17 protein-coding genes are annotated in these 21,775 nt (G+C 38.4%); 9 read left to right on the forward strand and 8 right to left on the reverse strand.

Translation table 11 applies throughout. From position 1 onward, the window contains the following. The first annotated feature begins 179 nt into the window (after positions 1-179). Positions 180-1,019, forward strand: coding sequence for a KPN_02809 family neutral zinc metallopeptidase (ypfJ, locus tag ACKGJN_RS05970; RefSeq protein ID WP_409538540.1), 840 nt, complete (start codon positions 180-182; stop codon positions 1,017-1,019). Between the two features lie 419 nt (positions 1,020-1,438). Here ypfJ and katG read toward each other — a convergent pair whose 3' ends face one another. Beyond that, on the reverse strand, positions 1,439-3,697 hold the full coding sequence (katG, locus tag ACKGJN_RS05975) for a catalase/peroxidase HPI (RefSeq protein WP_409538541.1): 2,259 nt from the start codon (positions 3,695-3,697) through the stop codon (positions 1,439-1,441). 416 nt (positions 3,698-4,113) lie between these two features. Continuing rightward, the gene (locus ACKGJN_RS05980) at positions 4,114-4,335 is read right to left on the reverse strand and encodes a CDGSH iron-sulfur domain-containing protein (protein WP_409538542.1); all 222 of its coding nucleotides are present in this window, start codon (positions 4,333-4,335) and stop codon (positions 4,114-4,116) included. A 602-nt stretch (positions 4,336-4,937) separates the two neighbouring features. Between ACKGJN_RS05980 and ACKGJN_RS05985 the strand changes: the two genes are divergently transcribed. Next, positions 4,938-5,534, forward strand: coding sequence for a hypothetical protein (locus ACKGJN_RS05985; protein WP_409538543.1), 597 nt, complete (start codon positions 4,938-4,940; stop codon positions 5,532-5,534). A 276-nt stretch (positions 5,535-5,810) separates the two neighbouring features. Here ACKGJN_RS05985 and serA read toward each other — a convergent pair whose 3' ends face one another. After that, positions 5,811-7,703 (reverse strand): phosphoglycerate dehydrogenase, encoded by a 1,893-nt coding sequence (gene serA, locus ACKGJN_RS05990; RefSeq protein WP_409538544.1) that lies wholly within the window; start codon positions 7,701-7,703, stop codon positions 5,811-5,813. A gap of 833 nt (positions 7,704-8,536) precedes the next feature. Here serA and ACKGJN_RS05995 point away from each other — a divergent pair. Further along, a complete protein-coding gene (locus tag ACKGJN_RS05995; RefSeq protein ID WP_409538545.1) occupies positions 8,537-9,304 on the forward strand; it encodes a hypothetical protein in 768 nt (255 codons plus the stop codon). Positions 9,305-9,319: 15 nt separating this feature from the next. Here the strand turns inward: ACKGJN_RS05995 and ACKGJN_RS06000 are convergent, their stop codons facing one another. The 3 genes from ACKGJN_RS06000 to trhA form a co-directional block, all read right to left on the reverse strand. After that, positions 9,320-9,871, reverse strand: a complete 552-nt coding sequence (locus tag ACKGJN_RS06000; RefSeq protein ID WP_409538546.1) for a DinB family protein — start codon at positions 9,869-9,871, stop codon at positions 9,320-9,322. Between the two features lie 29 nt (positions 9,872-9,900). Then, positions 9,901-10,179 carry a hypothetical protein gene (locus ACKGJN_RS06005; protein WP_409538547.1) on the reverse strand — a complete coding sequence of 93 codons (279 nt, stop codon included), beginning with the start codon at positions 10,177-10,179 and terminating at the stop codon, positions 9,901-9,903. A 292-nt stretch (positions 10,180-10,471) separates the two neighbouring features. After that, positions 10,472-11,128 (reverse strand): PAQR family membrane homeostasis protein TrhA, encoded by a 657-nt coding sequence (gene trhA / locus ACKGJN_RS06010; protein WP_409538548.1) that lies wholly within the window; start codon positions 11,126-11,128, stop codon positions 10,472-10,474. Between the two features lie 272 nt (positions 11,129-11,400). Between trhA and ACKGJN_RS06015 the strand changes: the two genes are divergently transcribed. The 3 genes from ACKGJN_RS06015 (at position 11,401) to ACKGJN_RS06025 (ending at position 14,400) form a co-directional block, all read left to right on the forward strand. Further along, positions 11,401-11,751: a cupin domain-containing protein gene (locus ACKGJN_RS06015; protein ID WP_409538852.1), complete on the forward strand. Its 351-nt coding sequence runs from the start codon at positions 11,401-11,403 to the stop codon at positions 11,749-11,751. A gap of 296 nt (positions 11,752-12,047) precedes the next feature. Further along, positions 12,048-13,913 carry a DUF389 domain-containing protein gene (locus ACKGJN_RS06020; protein WP_409538549.1) on the forward strand — a complete coding sequence of 622 codons (1,866 nt, stop codon included), beginning with the start codon at positions 12,048-12,050 and terminating at the stop codon, positions 13,911-13,913. 28 nt (positions 13,914-13,941) lie between these two features. After that, complete coding sequence (locus ACKGJN_RS06025) at positions 13,942-14,400, forward strand: DUF1801 domain-containing protein (RefSeq protein ID WP_409538551.1); 459 nt, start codon at positions 13,942-13,944, stop codon at positions 14,398-14,400. Between the two features lie 486 nt (positions 14,401-14,886). Here ACKGJN_RS06025 and acnA read toward each other — a convergent pair whose 3' ends face one another. Beyond that, entirely contained in the window at positions 14,887-17,616 is a 2,730-nt protein-coding gene (gene acnA / locus ACKGJN_RS06030) for an aconitate hydratase AcnA (protein ID WP_409538552.1), read from the reverse strand. Between the two features lie 214 nt (positions 17,617-17,830). Between acnA and ACKGJN_RS06035 the strand changes: the two genes are divergently transcribed. The 3 genes from ACKGJN_RS06035 (at position 17,831) to ACKGJN_RS06045 (ending at position 20,071) form a co-directional block, all read left to right on the forward strand. Further along, positions 17,831-18,265, forward strand: coding sequence for an RrF2 family transcriptional regulator (locus tag ACKGJN_RS06035; protein ID WP_409538553.1), 435 nt, complete (start codon positions 17,831-17,833; stop codon positions 18,263-18,265). A 156-nt stretch (positions 18,266-18,421) separates the two neighbouring features. Beyond that, positions 18,422-19,147 carry an iron-sulfur cluster repair di-iron protein gene (gene ric / locus ACKGJN_RS06040; protein ID WP_409538554.1) on the forward strand — a complete coding sequence of 242 codons (726 nt, stop codon included), beginning with the start codon at positions 18,422-18,424 and terminating at the stop codon, positions 19,145-19,147. A gap of 459 nt (positions 19,148-19,606) precedes the next feature. After that, positions 19,607-20,071 carry a hemerythrin domain-containing protein gene (locus ACKGJN_RS06045; protein WP_409538555.1) on the forward strand — a complete coding sequence of 155 codons (465 nt, stop codon included), beginning with the start codon at positions 19,607-19,609 and terminating at the stop codon, positions 20,069-20,071. An 88-nt stretch (positions 20,072-20,159) separates the two neighbouring features. On the opposite strand, the gene hemN is transcribed toward ACKGJN_RS06045, so the two are convergent. Beyond that, a complete protein-coding gene (hemN, locus tag ACKGJN_RS06050) occupies positions 20,160-21,530 on the reverse strand; it encodes an oxygen-independent coproporphyrinogen III oxidase (RefSeq protein ID WP_409538557.1) in 1,371 nt (456 codons plus the stop codon). Between the last annotated feature and the right edge of the window lie 245 nt (positions 21,531-21,775).

Consider the following 21,775-nt stretch of genomic DNA (forward strand, 5'->3'; position numbering starts at 1 on the left):
AGGAAATAATCCTACCTTAAATTTTAAAATTAAATTTTCGGTTCTATAAAATGGAATTATAAGCGGTACCACGTACCTGAATTTTTGAATTTAAACTTCCCTTCAACTTTATGAAATTACCAACACCCGGTAACCGCTATTTTATCTAAATTGGCCTACATTTTTTAATAAGGGAATCTATGAAATGGAAAGGCAGACAAAAGAGCACCAACTTTGAGGACAGGCGAGGAAAATCCACCGGCGGAAAAATTGCTGTAGGAGGAGGAATAATTGGGCTCATCTTTTTGGCGATACAAATTTTTAGCGGGGGAGATACTTCTGAAATCCTAAACCAGCTACAGAATCAAATGCCAGCAACTACGGAAGATAGGGAATTAACCGCGGCAGAATTAGAACTGGGGGATTTTGCTGCGACCATTCTAAAAGACACAGAGGATACCTGGAATGAGATCTTCGCCCAAAATTCTGCAGATTACCGGGAACCTGGAATGGTTGTATTTTGGGATGCTGTAAATACTGCCTGTGGTAGTGCTTCATCTGCTTCCGGCCCATTTTATTGCCCGGGCGATGAAAAAGTTTATATGGACCTGCGATTTTTCGAAGAACTGCGCTCCCGATTTGGAGCTCAGGGCGGCGATTTTGCCATTGCATATGTTATTGCCCATGAGGTAGGACATCACGTACAACATTTGACGGGAACCGCCGGGGAAGTGAGAAACCTTCAGCAGGGAATGAATCAGAAAGAAGCCAACGAATTGTCGGTTGCACTGGAGCTACAAGCCGATTTTTATGCCGGGGTATGGGCGTATCACAACCGGGAATATTTAGAGGAAGGCGATATTCAGGAAGCTTTAAGCGCTGCAAGTGCTGTGGGCGATGATGCTATACAAAAGCAAACTTCCGGTAGGGTAATTCCCGATTCTTTTACACACGGAACTTCGCAACAGCGCATGGATTGGTTCATGCAAGGCTATAAATCAGGAGATATAAGTTTAGGAAATACTTTTGGTTCACGCTAGAAAAGCCAAATTTCATCAGAAGACCTGAGAATTCGCTGCATTTTTTCACTTTGGAAAGAGACCATATTTCTACTCAAAAATAATCATTAATTTGCTATGTAATCCGTCAATATGGACTTTTCAGAAAGGCCGATTAAAAATCGGGCTGTCAAGATCATATCTTTTTGGTAAGGAGGTATAACATAGGAAAAAAACTGCGTTAAAATCATGCCTGAATAAGCCTGGCGGACGCAAAGGAATTTAACCCACTGGTGGGAATAAAAACCTCCTGGCAAGCCCACGGGGTATGAATTAAAAAATACTTTTGAAAATTCGAGGCAAGCCTCGGGGAATTAAACCTTCAATGAGGGATAAAAAAAGGTGACCCGAATCCGGATCACCTTTTACATAAAATATTAAAATTTTTGAAGACCTGAAAATTAAGCCAGATCGAATCGGTCAAGATTCATCACCTTGTTCCATGCTGCAACGAAGTCCTTCACGAACTTCTTTTGTGCATCCTTACATCCATAAACTTCAGAGAGTGCCCTAAGTTCTGAATTTGAGCCGAAGATAAGATCGACACGGGTTCCGGTCCATTTTATTTCACCGTTGCTGCGGTCACTGCCCACAAATACATTTTGAGAATCGGAAGTTGCCTTCCAGGTCGTACCCATATCGAGGAGATTCACAAAAAAGTCGTTGGTAAGTTGCCCTGGACGTTTTGTAAATACTCCATGTTGTGACTCATTGAAATTCGTATTAAGCACGCGCATACCGCCAATAAGCACTGTCATTTCCGGGGGAGTTAGTGTTAGCAGTTGAGCCCTGTCTACCAACATCTCCTCAACAGATGTCGAAAATTCGTTGTTTTTCTTTACAAAATTTCTGAATCCATCTGCATTTGGTTCGAGTGCGTCAAATGCTTCAACATCGGTTTGCTCTTCCAGTGCATCTGCACGTCCAGGAGTAAAAGGAACGTTAATTTCAAACCCTGCATCCTTGGCAGCTTTCTCAATTCCTGCACATCCACCCAATACGATGAGATCTGCCAGGGACACTTTTTTGTCGCCTGATTGTGTATTATTGAATTCATTGCGGATACCCTCAAGCTTTTCTATCACTTTTTGCAATTGTGCAGGATTGTTGACTTCCCAATGTCTTTGAGGGGCAAAACGAATACGTGCGCCATTTGCACCTCCGCGTTTATCAGATCCACGGAATGTTGAAGCCGATGCCCAGGCGGTAATCACCAGTTCGGAAACCGAAAGTCCTGAGGCAATTACTGTATTCTTCAATTCAGCGATATCCTGATCTTTGATCAATTCATGTTTAACAGCCGGAATTGGATCCTGCCATATCAATTCTTCCGAAGGCACTTCAGGTCCCAAATACCGGGAAAGTGGTCCCATATCACGGTGGGTTAATTTAAACCAGGCTCTGGAGAACGCATCTGCAAACTCCTCCGGATTCTCGTGAAAGTGTTTTGAAATTTTCCCATAGGCTTTGTCTTCGCGCAACGCCAAATCTGTAGTCAACATAAATGGCGCATGGCTTACAGATGGATCAAATGCATCGGGAACTGTACCGGCACCTGCATTATTTTTCGGTTTCCATTGATAAGCACCTCCTGGCCCTTTATGACATTCCCATTCAAAGCCGAACAAATTGTCAAAAAAGCTGTTGCTCCATTTAGTAGGTGTTTGAGTCCACGCACCTTCGATACCGCTGGTGATTGTGCTTCCTGCATTTCCGGTACCAAACTTGTTTTTCCAGCCAAGGCCCATCTCTTCTATACCAGCTCCCGCAGGTTCAACACCTACATTTTCCTCTGGATCTGCAGCACCATGGGTTTTTCCAAAAGTATGTCCACCCGCGATTAGTGCGACGGTTTCGTAATCATTCATAGCCATTCGGCCAAATGTTTCACGAATATCACGCGCAGCCCCAATAGGATCGGGATTTCCGTCAGGCCCTTCCGGATTTACATATATAAGTCCCATATGCGAGGCCCCAAGAGGGTTTTCTAACTCATGTTCACGGGAATAACGTTCTTTATTTCCCAACCATTCGCCTTCCGATCCCCAGTAAATATCTTCTTCTGATTCCCAAATATCTTCACGACCACCTGCAAATCCAAAGGTTTGTAAATCCATGGACTCAAGCGCGCAATTCCCTGCGAGGATCATTAAATCTGCCCAGGAAATTTTCCTTCCATATTTCTGCTTGATCGGCCAAAGTAATAAACGTGCTTTGTCAAGGTTGGCATTATCCGGCCAGCTGTTTAAGGGCGCGAAACGTTGTGAGCCCGAACTTGCTCCCCCACGACCATCGCCAATGCGGTAAGTTCCTGCACTGTGCCAGGCCATCCGAATGAAAAGTGGTCCGTAATGACCATAATCTGCCGGCCACCATTCCTGAGAATCCGTCATAAGAGCGTAAAGGTCCTGCTTCACAGAATTCAGATCAAGACTTTTAAATTCTTCGGCATAGTTAAAATCTTCACCCATAGGGTTAGACAAATTAGAATGCTGACGTAGAATCCTTAAATTTAACTGATTTGGCCACCAGTCTCGGTTTGATGTACCAGATCCAGCGGTTGCTTTTACCGCCCCACCCATAAATGGGCATTTGCTTGACTCATTTACTTCCCAGACTTTGTGGCTATCTGAACTACCCGAATGTGTTTTATTTTCCATAAAAAAATTGATTTTTGATTTGATAACACGAATTTAAAATAAGTGTTTGTTATGCTGAATGTTTTATCATAGATAATATCTATATAATCTTTTTGAAATCTGATATGCAACAAGATATAGAAAAAGTATCGATTTTAAAAGCCGACGCAGCAGAAGGTCCTATTTTAAACAAGTTTTTGGAAGGCTGCGCTAAACTTTTTTTTCAAAAAGGAGGTAATAAAAAAGACGACAGGATTTCAATAAATCCTGTCGTCTTTTTTATTTGTAAATGCCCGCTGTATTAGCAATGCATCGGAGAATTAAAACTAATGGTTGAAATCAAAAACCTGTGAGCACGCCCCAACGAATCTGCCCGTCCGTCAGGCGGGTTAAGCCCTCAATAAGGGAAAAACATCCCAACAGGGAATCAGAATCGGTTATTTTTTAGGAGGAAGGTCGAAAGCTATAGCTTCGTGTTCAAAATGGCCTTTATGAGATCCATCGCAAAAAGGTTTGTTTTTGGAAAGACCACATCGGCAAAGTGATACTGCCTCCCGACCTCCAAGGTTATAAATATCCCCGTTTTTGTCCTGCATTTCAAAATCACCTGATATTATAAGCGATCCATTATTGTTAACTGTAATTTTTGTTTTAGCCATTTTTATATTTTTATAGATATTAATTAATGTCCGGTAAAGAGCCAAGATCGTTCCGCCTTCGGCGTAACTGCAAGAACAAAGAAAAAAGACTTGACTTTAATTAACTGATAAACATTTAGTTATGAAATCTATATGTTAGGAATACCCCAATTATTAAAATATTTTGAAAATTGATTGAAGCATGGTGTATACTTTATAAATCTCCCTGGAATGTCCAATTAATATATAGTTTCAGCGATTAAGTAAATTTTCACCGGTCAACAATGATATTTATTAAATCCTTTTCGTTTATTTATTTTCACTTATTCCTTTTCAAAATTCCGTTATTCCTGCTTTTTCAAAGCCTGATAGACCGGAGATGGCCCGAAGATAATCGATTTAAAAGCAATATCCATATCTTTCTTTATAAAAACCCAAGGAAAAAGAGGGTCAAAATTGGTATCTCGCACTGAAATTCCCGCAAGCGGAATAATAATTTGATAAAAACATTCGGATTTATTCCATTTTTTGAATCGATCAACTTAAAAACCAAACACAATTCCTATATTTATGGAAATACTACAGATCCAACAGGAAACGGATCTGACTTAAATTCGAGGATTATGAAATCTTACTTTTTATTTGGCTTAATGATAGTTACAGCTGCCGGAATGGCACAGGATGTAACCGTTGAAATCCCTGCTCCTGAAATTCAGCTAAAAACAGCACTTCTTGCTGCTCCTGCCGATCAGCGCAGTGAAGCCATGGTTTATGCATATAATTCCAAAGGGGAATTGCAGGTACTTCAGGAAGGCACCAACAACCTGGTATGTATTGCAGACGATCCGAATAGGGAAGGAATTAGTGTTTCCTGTTACAATAAAAAACTGGAGCCTTTTATGGCACGTGGAAGAGAACTAACCGCTGAAGGAAAATCGGAAATGGAAAAAAGAGAGATTCGCAAACAAGAGGTGGAATCCGGAATACTGCAATTAACAGATACCCCAAGTATGCTTTACATTTTAAGCGGAACCACCGAGAATTATGACAAAACCACCGGTGCGCTAATCGATGGAAAATTTAGATATGTGATATATATGCCGTATGCTACTACCGAATCTACGGGTCTGCCATCAAAGCCCGAAGTTCCGGGAATGCCTTGGCTAATGGATCCCGGAACCCACCGTGCTCATATTATGATTACTCCTGAAAACAAATAATGGAGATCCCATTTCTAAAAGGACAACCCATATAGCTAAGTTAGTTAAACCAAAATGGTCTCCTGTTTTCTGGATTTCAGAAAATAGGAGACCATTTCATTAATTTTGTTTTACGGGATCCCTTGTTCCTTTTTTTATTCTGAAGCCTGGCTTTAAAACTTAATCCCTCTTTGAGGGTTTAGTTCCCCATCCCGATATTTATCGGGAATGCCTCAAATTTTTTTAAAATTAGTTTCCAATTCATCCCTCGTGGACTTACCCCGAGGTTTTTGATTTTTAAAAAAGCACCCTGAAACGAATTGTATGTTCAATATCCTTTAATTCCCGTATCACCTCAGCATCATACACTTTATCGATATCTGTTATTACATAACCAATTGTTTCATTGGTTTTTAAGTGTTGACCAACGATATTGATATCGTGGGAAGCCAGTATTTTATTGATCTTTGCAATGATACCCGGTTTATTAAGGTGAATATGAATAAGCCTGTGGGCATTTTCGAGTATAGGAAGTTGCAGGTTTGGAAAATTCACACTGTTGGTAGTACTTCCAGTATTTATATATTCCATGATCTTGCCGGGGACAAAATTACCGATATTTTCCTGGGCTTCTTCTGTGCTACCTCCTATATGCGGAGTTAAGATCACATTTGGTAAATTACGGAGCGGAGATTCAAAAGTCTCCTTATTGGTTTTTGGTTCTTCAGGAAAAACATCTATTCCTGCACCTATCACTTTCCCGGAAGAAATATTCTTTACCAGCGCATCGATATCAACAACGTGACCCCTGCTCAAATTAAGAAAAATCACCCCTTCTTTCATTTGCTCAAATTCCTTTTCGCCTATAAAATTCTTATTATCCTTTCTTCCATCAACGTGTAGGCTTACGATATCCACATTTTCCAAAAGCTCTTTCAAACTGTTGCATTTAGTGGCATTTCCTAACGCAAGCTTTTCTGTTACATCATAATAATATACATCAAATCCTATTGCCTCGGCTACTACAGATAATTGAGAACCAATATTACCATAACCTATAATCCCAATTTTTCTTGCGCGGACCTCATGGCTGTTATTAGATGATTTATCCCAATTTCCCTGATGCATTTTCATCATTTTATCGGGTAAATTTCTGGTAAGCAGAATGATCTCCCCAATCACCAATTCCACTACAGACCGCGTATTGCTATAAGGGGCGTTAAATACCGCCACTCCCTTTTTAAGGCATTCTTCAAGATCGATTTGATTGGTCCCTATACAAAAAGCTCCTACAGCGATAAGCCTTGGTGCATTGTCCAGTACTTTTTTGGTGAGCTGTGTTTTTGACCGGATCCCAAGAACTGAAACATCCTTTATTTTTTCCGCCAGCTCATCTTCATCCATCGCCCCGGAATAGGTGGAAACATTATAGCCTTCCTGTTTGAGAGTGCCAAATGCATCCGGATGAACATTTTCCAGAAGAAGTACTTTAATACGGTTCTTAGGGTAAGAAATAGCTTTGTTCATATTAAATAGGTATAAAAATTCATCCATACTGGGGGTGACATGATCTGCTTTTTCCAAAACATTACCGCGCTCCACATTTTCGGTAAAGGCATAAAATTTGTTGGCGAGGCCAGCGGCACGTACTTCATAATCTGTATAGCCATCACCAATCATATACACATCCCCTTTTAAATCCAGGGTTTTTAGGGTGGCAACTTTTCCATTATTGGAGGAAAGCACATTTTCCCTGTCAAAACCTACGATTTTCCCTTCTTCATCAAATTCAAAGGAATTAGCAAATACATTTTCCTCCTTAATTCCCAGTTCCATTACAATTGGAATAATAAACTCCTTAAAACCATTTGAGATGATATATATATCCTCCCGGTATTCGTAAAAAAAGGCTTTATTTCTAACAAAGGATGTAGATATTTTTCTTTTCAGAATTTCTACCAGGAGAGGAAGGTGTTTTTCTTCAGCATTTAATAATTCCAGGCGCTGGATAAGGGATTCCCTGAATGATAATTCGCCGGCCATCCCCTGGTTGGTTAAAGCTTCCAGTTTTGCCAGTTTTAATTCCTTGTCTGCTTCATTTGCCAGTGAGATCTCTCCTAATACATCCAGGGCTTCAACCTGGGTGAATGTACTGTCAAAATCTATCACATAACTTTTGTTGGGTTGCATACTTTTTATTTAATATAGAGGACTCAAAATTAAGTTTTTTGCAATACAAAACAGTACACGAATCGCTAAACTTATTGGCGGTAGTGGTTTCATAAATTAATGACCTTATTTCAGGCAAAAATTGAGTTTTTATAAATTTAGGGTAGCTTTTTTTGCAGATACAACATAAATCAAGCACCTCCCGGCAAGCCCACAGCAAGGTGAAAGCAAGATATATCCAAAATTTCCAAGAAATCCCGGCAGAACGGGACAGGAGTATTAAAATTATGGAACATTAAATTGCTGTCAAAATTTGTTTTAAACCATTCCTTTCTTTAATAGGGGTTTTTCCCCATTTTTAACCTTTTGTTTACTAATCTCATTTCACCCATCAACTCTCAAAACATCTATTTACTTCACTCGAAATATTAAAATAGATTTAAAAGAATTGATTTAGGAGACAGCCTATATTGGTAAAAACCATCTTCACAATATGCTTTTATGGTTCCTCAGCAATTTAATTCAGGTTATACTGAAACACTTTTAAAGTTAAAATTGGTTTTTATAGAAAAAATAATTTCTGTATCTTTATATCTATAAGAATATAAGTAAGCTGATAATTTCCAGTTCTTTACCCGCCTGGAATCATCAAAAGAAAAGCAACTTCCCCCTGTTGCTAGATCAAGGATATCAATATAAACCTTATGGATTATTGATCGCCAGTTATATAAAACTCCGAATGAATTTGCTTTAATATTTTCCTCATTCCTAAGATTATGTTTGAGGCAAAAATAGCTAAAATAGATCCTGATCAACTAGGGAGTATGTTAAGTAATAATTTAAAACAATCTATCATGAATACATTTAAAACCCTTGGAATTTTATTTCTATTCCTTATACATTCATTTATTCTTCCTGCTCAGGATAACCAGGACTCTCAAATGTACTGGATCCATGAAGACAGAACCAAACCCGTTATGTCTATTAAACAAGAAAGCGTGGACAAGGAACTTATAGCGGCTCTCAAGCAACACGATATCACTGATATTAGCTGGTTTACTCTGGTTTCACATGATTATCGATATTTTTATATCTCACCTATTGAAAATATGGCTGATTTTGATAAAAATCCTTTTGGAAGCCTTTCTGAAAAGATGGGACAACGGGAAACCACCCGAATCTTTAATAAGTACAATGACTGCTATGAAACTCACGGTGATTATGTAATCACCCTGGATAAGAATCTATCCTACCAACCGGATGGTATAAACGTAACGCCGGTAGGGAAAAATTTTAGAAACAATACAATTTATCATTTCACGCCAGATAACGCCAAGAAAGCCGAAGAACTCGCAGAAAAATTCAAAGCACTCAATATCAAAAAAGATTCAAATCTTCATTATAGAGTATATCGCAGTGGTTTTGGTGTTATGGGAACCTATTTTATGGTAGCCGCAGCGGCTGAAAGTCCCGAACATTATGAACGCATGATTGTAGATAACAGGCTGCTTCTTGGGGATGAGGGTGCTCAACTTTTTAGCGAACTTGAAGAGACTATTTCCGATATAGAAATTATAAGAGGGTATATTCGGCCGGATCTTTCTTATCCAAAAAGGAAATAGTTAGTGCATGAAAATCTATATTTTAGGTTCTAACGTCATTTGCGCCTGGATTAAATGCCGTTGATTGTGGTAAACAAGAACCCGAAAAGTATCTCCCAATTTTAATTTTATAAATCTGGAAATGCTTATCGCTGTTTTTGTTTTATTCAGGCTTACATTTTTTGAAAGTTCCAACAGTTCCAACAATGCTTTTTGTTGATCTAAGAATCGCTTTAACGTGCTTAGTTCAAGCTGACTGCCAATTGGATCTTTATCCTTAAACGTTTTCATTTTTTTCAAATTTTCCTTTGGGAGCATGCTTTTGGAGAAATAATTACCAAGCAGCCCACTATAAAAAGATTCCTCCGGCTGATATTTGCTCTTTTTTATCCGGTTACGAATTTCAGGCAAATAAAAGTCCCAGTATAGATTGAGATGTTCTAAACATTCCAATGCGCTCCAACTTTCAGCTGAAGGTCTCGAGTTGAGTTTTTCAATTGAAACAGATATAAGTCTTTCGGCTTTATTGAAATTAAGTTTTGTTCTCTCGATAAGATCAGAAATCAATTCCTCTGTTTTCATTTTCATAAACATTCTGTTAAAAATTTCTGATTGATTTATGAAAGAATTTTGTCTTCCTCTGCCAATTCTTTCAGCTTTTGCAAAGCCGATGGCCAGGTTTTTTTGAAATAATCTTTATAATTATCCGCTACATCCATTTCAATCCTTACTTCTGTTTCTCCCTTCACAGATCTCAGATAATAATTTTCCAAAGTACCTGCCCAGGCTTTTACCTGGTCACTTTTTGTATCCTCATTTCCATTTTTATCTACCATTCCCAAATGTTGGAAGGACATGAATTCGTTGTCCTTTTTCGCCAGGATCTTAGATACCATACCCTCGTTCTCCCCATTCAGGAACAATATTTTGCTCCCTTCCTTCCAATTTGTTTCAACACGGGATCCCAGAGAAAAAATAGCAGTCCAAATTCGATAGGTAGTATCATTCCATAAGGTTTACCAAACCTTTTCCCTGGCTGCATTAATACTGATTTGAAATTTCATTTTTTCCATTTTGAAGATGTTTAATTTTTCTGAAAATGTAATTTATAGGAGGGGAGTATTTTGATAGCTTACGTTTTTGGTAATCTCAGTATTTTTGAAAAACTACCGTGCTTTAATTATTGAATCATTCCCCGGGAAGCACATAGTAATAAATAGCGATGAAATGTGAGAAACTCCCAAACAATACAAATAAGTGAAAAATTGCGTGATTAAATTTTATCCTGTTCAAACTAAAGATCACGGCACCCAGGGTATAGGAAATTCCGCCTGAAAGAAGCCACAAAAGTCCTGTATCCGGTAGGTTTTCCAACAGCGGTTTTATTGCAAATACCACCACCCAACCCATAATGACATACATGATGGTAGAAAGGGTTTGATACCTTCCCGTATAAAAAAGTTTTAAAATTACTCCGCAAAGAGCCATTGCCCAAATCACTCCAAAGATTATCCAGCCTAAAGTTCCATCGAGCGTTACCATAGCAAATGGAGTATAAGTACCTGCTATCAGGACATAGATAGCAGCGTGGTCCAGTATATTGAGCCGGTAGCGTAACACACGGGATTTCGCGCTATGATAAAAAGTTGAAGCGGCATAAAGTACTACCATACTCGCCCCAAAAACACTAAAACTTATAAGATGTTTAATTTCACCTAACTCATTTGCCCGTAAAATAAGCATTATAAGCCCTAATATGCTCAATATAAAACCAAAGCCGTGAGTAAAAATATTTAGTTTTTCTTCCAATGGAGGGTAAAATTCCGGGTTTTTGCTGAGTTCCATGGTCCTGATCTTGTCTCTTATAAAAATAAACACAATAGATGGAAAAAAGTAGATTTAAAACGCTATAATTTGCAGATGATGAATTTATTTTAGCCTTGTTTTAAAACTACCTTTTTACCCAACGTTTAATTATACGTCGCTTTTTGGGTGAATTTAGGGAACATCATTCATCTTTTATTTTGTAAATTCATCCTAAAATGGAATGCCTCCTAAACGAAACGGGCGGATATCTTAGAAATAAACCCATTGATGGGATAAAAAAAACATTACTTATGAAAACCGTGTCTTTAATTAAAGATCTTGAATATAACGAGCATAAACCTGCTGTACAGGTATTACTAAATACCAAAACCACTAAGGAAATACGAATTGCGATGAAAAAAAATCAGGAGATGAAAGAGCATAAAACCCCATTCCCCATAGTTGTTGAGGTTTTTGAAGGCAAGGTTGCTTTTGGTGTTAATGGTGAAATTCATAATTTGGAAAAAGGTGATCTGGTAGCATTGGAAGGCCATGTACCGCATGATTTGCTGGCTTTGGAAGATAGTATTGTAAGACTCTCATTATCAATAGCCGATACTGCCGAAAGAGTTAAAGAAGTGGCAGACAAATCCTTAAAATGAGAATTTATATTCTGAAATCAAAAACTTCGGGGCAGGTACATAAGGAATGTCCCGAATTATGGGGAGGGAAATACTTTTAAAAATTTGAGGCAAACCCGGCTGAATTATTCTGGCTGGCCTTGGGGAAAATAAACCTTTAATGAGGGATTAAAAAGGACTGAATTGATACCTATTCAGCTTTGCCTCTGCAAAATTTGAAGGCATCTTGATTTAGCGTAGATCCCAATGGAAGGTTAAAAGTTAAAGCCCATCTTTGTAAAATCATACCTTACTGGTATAAACAGGAAATTTGACAAATGCTATATATTATTCACACTTCTGCAGATATTGAGGAGATAAAAGAAAAAATTATCCCCTTGCTTGAAAACAGGGATTATACCTTGGTTCCCTATCCCTTAATTGCAGATTTTAGTCCGCAGGAAAATGCTATTCTTCTCACCTATTTAGGGGATGAGTTTCTATCAGAATTTTTACCCAGAGCGGCAAATAACCAATGGGTGGTAGGGATTTTACCGCGTCCTGATATTAAATATACCATCCAAGGTTTGGGAATCTCCAGAGACCTGGAAGAATCGGTAAAAGAGATCCTTGAAACTGAAGAACCCTATAAACTTGATCTTCTTTTATGCAACGACCAACCCGTTTTCCTTTCGGTTAATATTGGGGATGTTTTTGCAATTACAAAGGATACTAAAAAGAATAATTTTTTTTCAGAGGTTTTACATTTTATAAGGAATATCCGGCAATTGCCCTCTCTTTCTCACAAGCCCTTTGTTTTAAGCATCGATGGTGAAAAAATCATCAGCACTTCTGCTTTGGGGATAGTGGTTATTGAGCATGCGATGAGTTCCATAATTTCAAAAAGGCTTATTTCAGAAAGTTCTATTAATGATGGGCAGTTTGATACCGTAATCCTTTCTCCCCCGAATATCCTTGAGTTTTTTTGGTTTTTATTCCGAAGTTTGTTACCAAGAAATACCTTCAGCAATCCACCTTCGTTTATAGGTCAAATTAAAGCCTCAAATTTAACCATAGAAAACCAGTCAGGAGTTGAATTTACTATAGACGGTAAAATCCGATCGGCCAAAAATATCAATTTTGAAGTGGTAAAAGATGCGCTTTTTATCAAACAAAAAAGCTCCTACATCTCGGAAGGTGAGGGTGCAAATGAAAAAAACAGTTTACAAATTGATAACCTACCTACCGGTGAAAAGAAGATAGAACTTACAAAACGTAAACTTCCATTATTCCCGCGGGCCACCGCCGAAGAGTTCGCAGATCTCTTTAAGGTTTTACGCGACAATGCGGAGGTAACTTCTATTTATGTGGTAATGATGATACTATCCACTCTAATTGCAAGCTTTGGATTGTTTGGAAATTCCTCGCCTGTAATAATTGGAGCTATGATCCTTGCCCCAATTATTTCGCCCATAGTTTCTTTCTCTATGGGTATGGTACGATATGATATAAATATGCTAAAAACCGGAGTGGTCACCATAATAATAGGAACAGTAGTTTCACTGGTTTTTGCTGCCGGGGTGAGTTTAATAATTCCTTTAAAGGTATTGACTCCGGAGATCAATGCAAGGCTTTCTCCTACCCTGCTTGATATGGGGATAGCAGTTGCATCCGGAGTTGCCGCTGCCTATGCACATGCCAAATCCGGAATAGCCAAAAGCCTTGCAGGTGTAGCAATTGCAGTTGCCCTGGTGCCTCCCCTTGCTGTTGCCGGAATTGGAATTGGCTGGTGGGATTGGGCGGTTTTTTCCGGAGCTTTCTTATTATATTCAACCAATCTTGCCGGAATAATTATGTTTGCCGGCATCACCTTTTTACTATTAGGTTTTGCTCCTTTTAAAAGAGCAAAAATGGGTCTTATTTATACCTTTATAATAATTGCCATTGTGATGGTTCCATTATCCCTTTCGTTTAACCGAATAAAGGAGGAAGCAAGAATTACAAGTCAACTGGAAGGTTCCGTGATTGAGAATGTTGTTTTAAAAGAGGTGAAAGTTCGTTTCGGAAAAACACTGTTGGTCTCCGTGAAGGTGGTGAGCGGGGAACCTATCAGCTCCATAGAAATGAAGCGGGTTAAAGCCAAAATAGAGGACCGGATTGGAAAACCTATAACTCTGGAGGTGGTTTCGGCCATAGAATTTTAAACCCCATTCGCGAAATAACACTGAAAAAATGAACTCAAAAACGAATAGCCCTGAAGAATATCTTCAGGAATTACCTGAAGATAGGAAGGCGATAATCCAAAAATTAAGAAAATCAATCCTCGACCATATACCTGATGGTTTCCAGGAAACCATGAGTTACGGAATGATAGGATATGTTATTCCTCATTCGCTATACCCAAAGGGATATCATTGCACACCTAAAGTGCCTTTGCCTTTTCTAAGTATCGCCTCAAAAAAAAATTTCGTAGCGCTATATCATATGGGTATTTATGCAGATAAAGATCTTTTAAATTGGTTCACTTCGGCTTATAAAAAATTTTCCGCAAGAAAATTGGATATAGGAAAAAGTTGTATCCGTTTTCAAAAACCTGAAGACATCCCCTATGATCTTATAGCGGAGCTGGTTTCAAAAATCACCCCTCAGGATTGGATCCAAACCTATGAGGGATCTTTCAAACAAAAGTAAGAATGGTTCCAACTCCATCTTATTGAATACCAAACCGGCCTAATTCTTACTTATTTTATCATTGTTGTCCGGTAACATTTTTGTGAAAGCTGAAACCACATTCATTGGGCATTCCAATGAGATTTTTAATTAAAAAACCTTACTGTTTTTAAATTTTTAAATGATATCGACAATAAAGTGTTCTGAAAAAAAATAAATTATAACTAAATGTTTATCAGCCAGTTAAAATCAATAAACCTCCCGGATTAGTGTTGACCGTTTTAACCATTATTTTTAAATGGTACTTGTATTTTATCTCCCGCTGATATAAACTGCTCCCGATAACTCTGGATTCGCAGAAATTAATCTTCATTGTTTTTTAGCCACGAATACAATAACAATTTTGTCTTTTTTTTCTCAATACTCAATACTCACATCTCAAATCTTATTTTTCTTGATTCTTGCAGTTACGCCAAATGCGGAACCATCCTGACTCTTATCCGAACATTACTGTTTATTTTTTAAAAAACCCCTCAATACATATTGCAGGATCCCCCCATGTTGATAATACGCAATTTCTATATCTGAATCCAGCCTGGCTTTTAATTCAAATTCAATTTTCTCTCCGCTTTCCTTTATAGCACTCACTTTTATCATTTTCCCTGGGATCCACTTTTGGGCAATACCTGTTAGGGTGAAGCTTTCCTTTCCGGTAAGACCAAGTTGATCCGCATTTTGGCCAGGAATAAATTCCAGGGGCAAAACTCCCATCTGCACCAGATTACTACGGTGAATACGCTCAAAACTATCGGCTATCACTGCTTTTATTCCCAATAGGCTTGTTCCTTTTGCAGCCCAGTCCCTTGAGGATCCACTCCCGTATTCTTTTCCGGCTATTACAATTAAAGGAGTTTTGGTTTCAGCATATTTCATCGCGGTTTCAAAAACACTGGCCGTTTCCCCGGATGGCAAATGAATAGAATATCCTCCTACCTTATCGGTTAATTGATTCTTTATACGAACATTGGCGAAGGTACCCCGCATCATAACTTCGTGGTTTCCACGCCTTGAACCATAGGAATTAAAATCTTTGGGATCAACTCCTTTGCTGATAAGATATTTCCCGGCGGCTGAAGTTTCACTGAAAGCTCCTGCAGGTGAAATATGATCTGTAGTAATGGAATTTCCCAGAAATAAAAGAACGCGTGCATCCCTGATATCGCTAAAATCATCAGGATCTTCACTCAAGTCTATAAAAAATGGAGCTTCTTTTATATAGGTGGAAGTATCTTCCCAGCGATATTCGGTTCCTGTGGGGGCTTCCAGTTCTTGCCAGTCCTCTTCCCCTTCAAAAATGACATCGTACACATTTTTAAAATCTTCCACCCTCATACACTCATGAATGGTTTTATTGATCTCTTCCTGAGATGGCCAGATATCCTTTAAATAAACCGGTTTTCCGTTTGGATCATAGCCAAGAGGATCGTTTAACAAATCTATATCTACCCTTCCCACCAATGCATACGCCACCACGAGCATAGGCGACATTAAAAAGTTCATTTTCACCTGAGAATGGACCCGGGCTTCAAAGTTCCGGTTTCCGGAAAGCACCGATGCAACCACAAGTTCATTTTCGTCTACTGCTTCCGCAATGTAGGGCGGCAAAGGGCCGCTATTGCCAATACAGGAAGTACATCCATAGCCAACAGTGTGAAAGCGAAGGGCGTCAAGATCTTCAGAAAGACCCGATCTGTTTAAATAATTTGTTACAACTTTTGAACCGGGAGCCAGGCTGGTTTTTACCCATGATTTAGTTCTTAGCCCACGCTGAAGTGCTTTCCTGGCAACCAGGCCAGCTCCTACCATCACAGTAGGATTTGAGGTGTTGGTGCAACTGGTGATAGCTGCAATAACAATACTTCCGTCACTCAGTTTAAAGTCGGCGTTTTTAAATTTAACTTTAACCGATCTTAAGCCATCTTTATCGATCTCCGCCTTTTCTCCGGAATGCTTTTCAGAAGGGGTGAATTCGGTACCGCTTCCTCCTTCTTCCAACCATCTATGCTCCTGCCGTTCCTCCATTGGAATATACCTTCTTGAGAATTCTTCATGTAAAATTCCTGAGAATTTTTTGTTTAAATCCTTTACCAGGATCTTATCCTGCGGGCGTTTAGGCCCTGAAACGGTTGGCTCAAGCGAGCTTAGATCCAGTTCTACAATCTCGCTGTATTCTATATCTTCCTTTCCGGTACGCCACATTAGGTTTTCTTTACAATATTCCTTTACAAGCTCAATTTGTTCTGAAGGCCTGTTGGTGCGTTTCATATAATCCAGCGTTTGATCATCTATAGGAAAATAGGTTACGGTACAGCCAAATTCAGGTGACATATTGGAGATAGTAGCACGATCTGTAACCGTTAAGAAATCCAGGGCATCGCCAAAAACCTCGACGAATTTCCCCACTACGCCCACTTTTCGTAGTAGTTCTGTAATAGTAAGCACCATATCTGTAGCGGTACAACCTTCCGGGATTTTTCCGGATAATTTTAAGCCTACAACCTTAGGACAAGTAAAATAAACAGGTTGTCCCAGCATCGCTGCTTCTGCTTCTATTCCTCCAACACCCCAACCTAAAACACCAATTCCGTTAACCATGGGCGTGTGGGAATCCAGGCCAACAAGGGAATCGGGGAAAGCCCAGCCATCTCTTTCTATAACTCCTTTAGCTAGATATTCAAGATTTACCTGATGGCAAATCCCCATCCCCGGCGGAACCACCGTAAAATTGCTTAGGCCAGATTGCCCCCATTTCAGCAATTTATAACGTTCTGAATTTCGTTCATATTCTCTCTCTACATTTTTTTCTTTGGAATAATTTGTTCCGAAGAAATCCACCTGAACAGAATGGTCGATAATAAGATCTACGGGAATTACCGGGTTTATCTTGCTACCATCACCACCTTTACGGATAACCTCCCCACGCAGCGAAGTAATATCTACCACCGCAGGAACTCCTGTAAAATCCTGCATTAAAATACGGGCAGGTTTAAATGGAATCTCCTTGTCTACCCCTTCCGCTTTCCAGTTCTTCAAAGTTTCCAGATGTTCATCAGTAATCGCAAAACCATCATGGTTCCTCAATGCGTTTTCAAGTAATATTCGAATTGAAAATGGAAGTCGTTTTACATTAACGTCTTCGCTTTCAAGATTTTTTAGGGATGCTATTTTCTGTTTCATAATGGAAGTTTTTTTGAAGTATTGGCAAAAGTTTTCAGTGAATCCTAAAGATAACTTTTATAATTTTCAGGGACTTGCCTTTTAAAAAAGAATTAACCTTCTTCAAATGCTTTGTAATTCAGAATATGACAACTGTCACCTGAACTGCTTTTAATTCAGATATAATTGTCCTATTAAGGAATTATCTTCTTATATTTGCTGAAATAAAGAAGAAATGTTTTCAAAAGCATGCGAATACGGAATTAGAGCTACTATTTATATAGCGATGCAATCCTTGCAGGGAAACAGGGTTAACCTGAAGGATATCTCTACGGAGATTGATTCTCCCGTAGCTTTTACAGCAAAAATCCTTCAACAACTTGCAAAAAATGATATTATCAAATCTGTAAAAGGACCTACAGGAGGATTTCAAATCGATAAAAAAGATATAGACTCCATTAAATTGATTCATATTGTGACCGCAATTGATGGTGATAAAATATTCAACGGATGTGGATTAGGTTTAAAAGAATGCAATGAAGATTTGCCCTGTCCTGTGCATTTTCAGTTTAAGGAAATACGGGATAACCTGAAAAAGATGTCCAGTGAAACAAGTATTTATGAATTAGCCACGGGACTGGAAGTTGGACTTACTTTTTTAAAAAGATAAAAAAATTTAACCAAATAAAAGATAAAAAGGTATTAATATCTTATTAATACAAGGAACTTGATGTACAATCAAATTTTATAAAAACCCTTTTAAAATCTCCCGGGGTTCTGATTTTAGGGAGGTAAATATCAAATTAAACGTTTAAAATTTATAATTATGACAATTACAAAAGAAAAAATCGTTGGAGAACTGGTAGCTGAAGATTACAGAACAGCTCAAATTTTTAAAAATCATAAGATTGATTTTTGCTGCAATGGAAATCGAAGTATTGAAACAGTTTGCGAAACAGGAAGTATTCCTCTGGATACACTCCTGGACGAAATTGCAACTTTGCAGAAGGCGAACACCGACAGTGCAAACGATTATAAAACCTGGCCTTTGGATTTACTCGCCGATTATATCATTAAGAAACATCACAGGTATGTAGCAACACGATCTTCAGAAATAGTTCCTTACCTGGAAAAATTATGCAAGGTTCATGGCGAAAGGCATAATGAATTATTTACCATAAATGAAGAATTTAAGGCATCTGTTGGTGAGCTTGCGGCGCATATGAAAAAAGAGGAATTGATCCTTTTTCCTTTCATAAAGAAAATGGTGGAAGCAAAAGAGGAGGGGAAAGAAATTCCGCTTCCAAACTTTGGAACAGTAGAAAATCCGGTTGAAATGATGAAAGAGGAACACGATGTTGAAGGAGAACGTTTCCGTAAAATTGCCGGTTTGACCAATAATTACCAGGTTCCTGCCGATGCCTGTAACACTTACCGGGTCACCTTCTCACTGTTAAAAGAATTTGAAGAAGACCTGCAATTGCATATACACCTGGAAAATAACATTCTATTTCCCAAGGCCATAGCACTTGAAAAGGAATTAAGAAGTTAGTACCTGCAATATGTGAGGGTTTAAAACATCCTCACATATTACTTTTTACAAACTTTAAGCTCCAACTTCCCGGAAACGCATATTTTTCCCTCATTGATGGTTTAATTCCGCGAGGCTTAAGAATCATTCAGGCGGGCCTGCCTGGGAATTTTTAAAATTAAAAATCATAGTTGTCCGGTAAACATTTTTGTTAAAGCCGAAACCAAGGTTCCATTGGGCTTTCCAATGAGGTTTTTAAAAACAGAATCTGTCTTTATAAATTTTTTAAATCATACTGATAATTAAAGTGTTCTAAAAAATAGGGATTATAACTAAATGTTTATCCATTAATTAAACTTAAGTCTTATTTCTTGATTCTTACAGTTACGTCAAAGGCGGAACGATCTTGATTCTATACCGGAAATTACTGATTAAAAATATGATTTAACACCCAGAAAAATGTTCCCTAAGATAATAAAAATGAAAGAACCAAAACCATTAAAAAGAGATAAAGCCCTTCAGCCTGTAAGCCATGACCATCATCACGGACTATTGCTTTGCTGGAAAATAAGAACAGGGATAAGCAAAAATATACCTCCGGAGCGTATGAAAAATTATACCGATTGGTTTTTCAAAACCCATTTAATCCCTCATTTTGAACTGGAAGAATCTGTCATGTTTCCCATTTTAGGCAATGATCACGACTTGATAAAAAAAGCCCTGGCAGAGCATCGCAGATTAAAACGACTTTTTGAAGCCGAATTTGACCTTATTAAAAATTTGAGCCTCATAGAAGAAGAACTGGAACAACACATCCGGTTTGAAGAACGTATATTATTCAGGGAAATCCAGAAACTGGCGACTGCTGAAGAATTGGAACTGGTTGAACAAAAACACACCAACGAGAAATTTCTTGACAATACCGAAGATGAATTCTGGAAATAGGATTAATTGAGTTTGACCCCTTCTTTTAGGTTTAGAAATTCACTTCATTAAATCACCACGCACGGGGGAACCATTGGTTGCATAAATTCTAGATTGTCATAGAAAATATACGGGTTTTTGGCTGATTCCTTATCAAACGAAGATCAAATGCCATACAAACATTTCTCACGAACGGCCGGGCGTCTTCCTTCAATTTCAATGAGTTGGCAGTAATTTCCACCAGGTTATCCTGCTCCATCTCGGCTAATTGCTCTAAACAAGCTTCCAGCTCTGGAAATTTCATTTCATCACTCTCCCAGGAGGTTTCAAAATTACACATGATATTCAGGATATGCTTTCTTATTACCAGATCTTCCCCGGTTAAAAAGTGTCCCCTTAAAAGCGGTAATTCTCCTTGGTTTACCAATGCTGAATATTCCTCCACACTTTTTACATTTTGCGCAAAACTGTACCAGGAATCGCCAATTGCACTCATTCCAAGTCCAATCATGAGCTGTGTTTTACTGGCAGAATATCCCATAAAATTTCGATGAAGTTTTTCATCCTTCATCGCCTTATACATAGAGTCTGTTTTTAGGGCAAAATGATCCATCCCTATTTCAACGTACCCAGATTCGGTTAAAAGACTTTTTCCTGTTTCATATAAAAGTCGTTTTTCTTCAGCAGTCGGAAGATCTTTTTCGTCATATCCCCGCTGCCCTACTCCTTTAATCCACGGTACATGGGCATAACTATAAAAAGCGATCCTGTCTGGTTTTAACTGATTGGTTTTTTCAATAGTATCAATAATGCATTCCTTGGTTTGATGTGGTAAACCAAAAATAAGATCGTGACTTACGGAAGTATATCCTATTTTTCTGGAAGCTTCAGTTACTGCCTTCACATTGCTGAAAGGCTGAATTCTGTTGATGGTTTGCTGAACCTTAAGATTGTAATCCTGCACCCCAAAACTGCTTCTTTTAAAACCAAGATCAAATAGAGTTTGCTGATGTAAATCTGAAGTATTATTTGGGTGGCCCTCAAAACTAAATTCGGCATCCAAATGCCGCTCAGCTTTTTCAAAGATCCCATCGATAAGCTTTTTAAGATTTTCAGGACTAAAAAACGTGGGTGTTCCACCTCCTAAATGGATTTCCTTTATTTTTGGTTTTTCGCTTAAGATCTCACAGTAAAGGTTCCATTCCTTGAGAACGGTATCTATATATGGTTCTTCAACGCTGTGCCTTTTGGTGATGCGTTTATGGCAGCCACAAAAAGTACAAAGGTTTTCACAAAAAGGTAAATGTATATAAAGACTAATCCCCTCTTCCTGATTGCTTTCCTCAAAAGACCTTTTAAGGGTGGCAATCCAGTTATTTGTAGTTATTCCATCTTCATCCCAAAACGGAACCGTGGGGTAACTGGTATACCTGGGACCGGGGATATTATATTTTTGGATAAGACTTTTTTCGCTACTCATAGAACTGTATTAAAGATAAAATATTCAGATTGCAAATTTCCTAAATCTTATCAGTTTTTTAAATGATGATGATCATATTTACCAAGAACTTTTAACCAAGTTTTATTGCCGTTATAGCCAACCTTGAATGCTCCGAATATTAGGAATTGATTGAACGGTTTTTTTACCCTAAGGCCTTTTCCAAAATAGTTATTATTGAATATTTTAGAGGCGAGCCAATTCCAGTATACGCCTTTTTTATTTTC

The sequence above is a fragment of the Gillisia xinjiangensis genome, assembly GCF_046298265.1.
GTDB lineage: Bacteria > Bacteroidota > Bacteroidia > Flavobacteriales > Flavobacteriaceae > Gillisia > Gillisia xinjiangensis.